Genomic DNA, 3,825 nt, shown 5'->3' on the forward strand with positions numbered 1-3,825 from the left:
TTCCCGCCCGGCAACGCTCCTCTCGGGCGCCGGGCGGGCACCGCCGTCGTCAGGTGCCGGTCAGCAGCAGCGGCCCTGCGGGTTGTTCTCCTGCCGGTCGGTCTTGTCGCGCCAGAACTCGCGCTCGGTCATCGGCTCCGTGCCGGGGTGTGCCCGCCGGTGGTGCTGCAGGTAGTCCTGGTAGGCGTGCTCGCCCATGATGCCCTTGAAGTACCAAGCGAAGCTCTGCCACCCGCGCCGTGCCTTGGGCCCGAGAACGCTGGACATCAGTGCCCCGTCCGGGCTTGCCGGGTATCGGCGGGCAGTTCGTTCCAACGCTTCTCCAGTTCCTTCTCCGGCGCGGTCGCCACGAGGCCTGCCGGCGCGTAGAGAGAAGAAACCACGGCCGGGTCCTCGTGCGAGGGTTCGCCGCCCAGCCGCCAGGACTTGAAAGTGGCTAGCAGTGCGGTGGCGATCACGATGATGGTCAGGACCACGAAGACGATGGACAGCGTGCCCTGCACCGCGGTGTTGCGGACTACCGCCTCCATCTGCTCCACCGACGTGGCGTTGCCCAGGCTGGTCTTACCGGCCGCCAGGGCCTCGCGGTTAGCGAGGTTGTTGGCCCAGTAGCCCACCTTGACGTCCGGGCTGAAGATCTTCAGGATCGAGGCCCAGATGGTGATCACGGAAGCGAAGGCCAGCGGCAGCGCGACGATCCACAGGTACTTGAACGCCCCGCGCTTGGCCGCGATGGCCAGGCAGACCGCGAGCGCGATGGCGGCCAGCAGTTGGTTGGCGATGCCAAAGAGCGGGAAGAACGTGTTGATGCCGCCGAGTGGATCGGTGACGCCCAGGATCAGAATGTAGCCCCAGCCTGCAACCATGATGGCTGTGCAGATCCAGACACCGGGACGCCAGGACATGTTCTTGAACTTCGGCAGGACGTTGCCGATGGTGTCCTGCAGCATGAAGCGGGCCACGCGGGTTCCGGCGTCGACAGCGGTGAGGATGAACAGCGCCTCAAACATGATGGCGAAGTGGTACCAGAAGCCCATCAGCGCCACGCCGCCGATCAGCCCGTGCATGATGTGCGAGAGCCCGACGGCAAGGGTGGGAGCGCCGCCGGTCCGCGAGACGATGGACTCCTCGCCAACATTGCGGGCCAGTTCCGTCAGCATGTCCGGCGTCAGGTTCACGTTGGCCAGGCCCAGGCTATTGACGAAGGCCACAGCGCCTTCCACCGTGCCGCCCGTCGCCGCTGCGGAAGCGTTCATTGCAAAGTAGATCCCGCGGTCGATCGAGATGGCCGCGACCAGCGCCATGATGGCCACGAACGACTCCATCAACATTCCGCCGTAGCCGATGAAGCGGGTCTGCTTCTCCTTCTGCACCATCTTCGGCGTGGTGCCGGACGCAATCAGCGCGTGGAACCCCGAGAGCGCACCACAGGCGATGGTGACGAACAGGAACGGGAACAGCGAACCGGGGACGACCGGACCGTCGCTACGGCCGGCGAACTCGCTGAAGGCCGGGACGTTAATCTCCGGCCGGACCAGCACGATGGCCAGTGCGAGCATCAGGATGGTGCCGATCTTCATGAAGGTGGAGAGGTAATCGCGCGGGGCCAGCAGCAGCCAGACCGGCAGCACGGCCGCGATGAAGCCGTAGATGATGATGCCCCAGGCGATGGTTGTCCGATCCAGCGTGAAGATCGCCGCGCCCCACCCGGTATCGGCAATCGCCCCGCCGCCGACGATGGCGGCAAGGAGCAGCACGAAGCCGATGATGGAGACCTCGCTGACCTTGCCTGGCCGCAGGAAGCGCAGGTAGATGCCCATGAAGATGGCGATCGGGATGGTCATCGCGACAGAGAAGACGCCCCAGGGCGACTCGCCGAGCGCGTTCACGACGACCAGGGCGAGGATCGCGACGATGATGATCATGATGGTCAGGGTGGCAATCAGGGCAGCCGTGCCGCCGATGACGCCGAGCTCCTCACGCGCCATCTGGCCGAGCGAACGGCCGCCGCGGCGCATCGAGAAGAACAGCACCAGGTAGTCCTGCACCGCACCGGCCAGCACGACGCCGACGATGATCCACAGGGTGCCGGGCAGGTAGCCCATCTGCGCGGCCAGGATGGGACCGACCAGCGGACCGGCGCCGGCAATGGCAGCGAAGTGATGGCCGTAGAGCACACGGCGGTCCGTCGCCACGTAATCTTTGCCGTCCGCGTTGTATTCCGCCGGCGTGGCCCGCAGATCGTTGGGACGGGTCAGTTTGTTCTCGATGTACTTGGAATAGAAGCGGTAGGCAATGAAATAGGTGCAGACGGCGGCGAAGACGAACCAGATCGCGTTAATCGTTTCGCCACGCGAAAAGGCGAGCACGCTCCAGCTCACGCCGCCCAGCAGCGCGATGGCGACCCAGACAACGATCTTGGTAGGCGTCCACTTCTGCGCTTCGGCCTCCGCAGCCGGATCCAGCGCTACCGGCGGCAGGCTGGGATCCTGCACCAGCACGTCAAATTCCGGGTCTCGCCCGGCCTGTTCCGGCCGCGGCCCGGTGGGTTTCTGGCTCATTTTGCTCCCCTCGTGGAACCCCGTTAGCTCTTAGGCAGCACGCTAGCAGCGCCGACGTTTACAGGGAACGGGGAAAACCGATTTTAGGAGGGGGTGAGAAGAATCTTGCCGGTATGTTCGCCCGAATCGAAGTACTCATGGGCCGCCGCTGCGTCCGTCAGGGAGAACGTGCGGTGCACCTGCGGTTTAACGTCGCCGGAGACCACCAGCGGCCAAACATGCTCGGCGACCGCGCGCATGATCGCAGCCTTCTCCTCCGCAGAGCGTGACCGCAACGTGGTGCCGATGACCGCGCCGCGTTTGGCCATCAACTGGCCAAGGTTCAGCTCGGCCTTGGCCCCGCCCATCAGCCCGATCACCACCAGCCGGCCGGAGATGGCCAGCGCTTCCACGTTCCGCTGCAGATACTTGGCGCCCACCACGTCCAGGATGACGTCGGCGCCGCGGCCTCCGGTGGCCTCCTTGATGCGCTCCACGAAGTCCTCCTCGCGGTAATTGATGAGCACCTCGGCACCCAGTCCACGCGCGACGTCGAGCTTTGCTTGGCTGCCCGCAGTCACCGCCGGGACAGCACCAAAGGCGTCAACCATCTGGACGGCCATGGTGCCGATGCCGCCCGCGCCACCGTGGATCAGCACAGTTTCTCCGGCCTGCACGCCGGCCGCCATGAACAGGTTGGAGAAAACGGTGGCCGCTGCTTCCGGCAGCGCCGCTGCCGTCACCAGGTCAATTCCGCCCGGCACCGGCAGCACCTGGCCCGCCGGCACTGCCACCTGCTCGGCGTACCCGCCGCCGGCCAGCAGAGCGCATACCTCATCACCCACCCGGAGCGTGGCGATGCCGGGACCGACGGCGGACACACGACCGGAAACCTCCAGGCCCGGGATCTCGGATGCACCTGGCGGCGGCGGGTAGACGCCCTTGCGCTGCTGCACATCGGCTCGGTTTACTCCTGCGGCAGCCACGTCGATGACCACCTCGCCCTCCGCGGGCTGCGGGGCTTCGGCGTCCCGCACCGTCAGGACCTCGGGTCCCCCTGCTCCCTCGTAGAAAACAGCTTTCATACCAGCCTCGCTCGCCTTATCCGGACGCCAAACCACGGGGGTGCGCTTTTGCCGTGGGCACCCCTGAAGTGTCAGACTACAGGTGAGGAAGGTTGTCCGAGCGGCCGAAGGAGCTGGTCTTGAAAACCAGTAGGCGGTAACCCCGTCTCATGGGTTCAAATCCCATACCTTCCGCGTTTGCAGGTGCCCCGGCTGCCAAG

The 3,825-nt window shown here is 65.8% G+C and carries 3 protein-coding genes and 1 tRNA gene; 1 reads left to right on the forward strand and 3 read right to left on the reverse strand.

Annotation, left to right across the window (positions count from 1 at the left end):
* Positions 1-60 precede the first annotated feature (60 nt).
* The 3 genes from AC5RWT_RS35415 to AC5RWT_RS35425 all read right to left on the reverse strand — a co-directional run bounded on the left by AC5RWT_RS35415 (position 61) and on the right by AC5RWT_RS35425 (position 3,625).
* Positions 61-267 carry a YbdD/YjiX family protein gene (locus tag AC5RWT_RS35415; RefSeq protein ID WP_493969773.1) on the reverse strand — a complete coding sequence of 69 codons (207 nt, stop codon included), beginning with the start codon at positions 265-267 and terminating at the stop codon, positions 61-63.
* On the reverse strand, positions 267-2,561 hold the full coding sequence (locus AC5RWT_RS35420; protein ID WP_494084307.1) for a carbon starvation CstA family protein: 2,295 nt from the start codon (positions 2,559-2,561) through the stop codon (positions 267-269). Before AC5RWT_RS35420 ends, AC5RWT_RS35415 begins: the two co-directional genes overlap by 1 nt.
* 83 nt (positions 2,562-2,644) lie before the next feature.
* Entirely contained in the window at positions 2,645-3,625 is a 981-nt protein-coding gene (locus AC5RWT_RS35425) for an NAD(P)H-quinone oxidoreductase (protein ID WP_494084308.1), read from the reverse strand.
* An 86-nt stretch (positions 3,626-3,711) separates the two neighbouring features.
* On the opposite strand from AC5RWT_RS35425, the gene AC5RWT_RS35430 reads away from it, so the two are divergent.
* Positions 3,712-3,799 (forward strand) — tRNA-Ser (locus tag AC5RWT_RS35430).
* Positions 3,800-3,825: the final 26 nt, after the last annotated feature.

This window comes from Arthrobacter sp. Dra40, from assembly GCF_059091905.1.

What these genes read in the sequence shown, in the direction of transcription:
- AC5RWT_RS35415 (WP_493969773.1), bottom strand. Translation starts at nt 267, where the DNA reads ATGTCCAGCGTTCTCGGGCCCAAGGCACGGCGCGGGTGGCAGAGCTTC.
- AC5RWT_RS35420 (WP_494084307.1), bottom strand. Translation starts at nt 2,561, where the DNA reads ATGAGCCAGAAACCCACCGGGCCGCGGCCGGAACAGGCCGGGCGAGAC.
- AC5RWT_RS35425 (WP_494084308.1), bottom strand. Translation starts at nt 3,625, where the DNA reads ATGAAAGCTGTTTTCTACGAGGGAGCAGGGGGACCCGAGGTCCTGACG.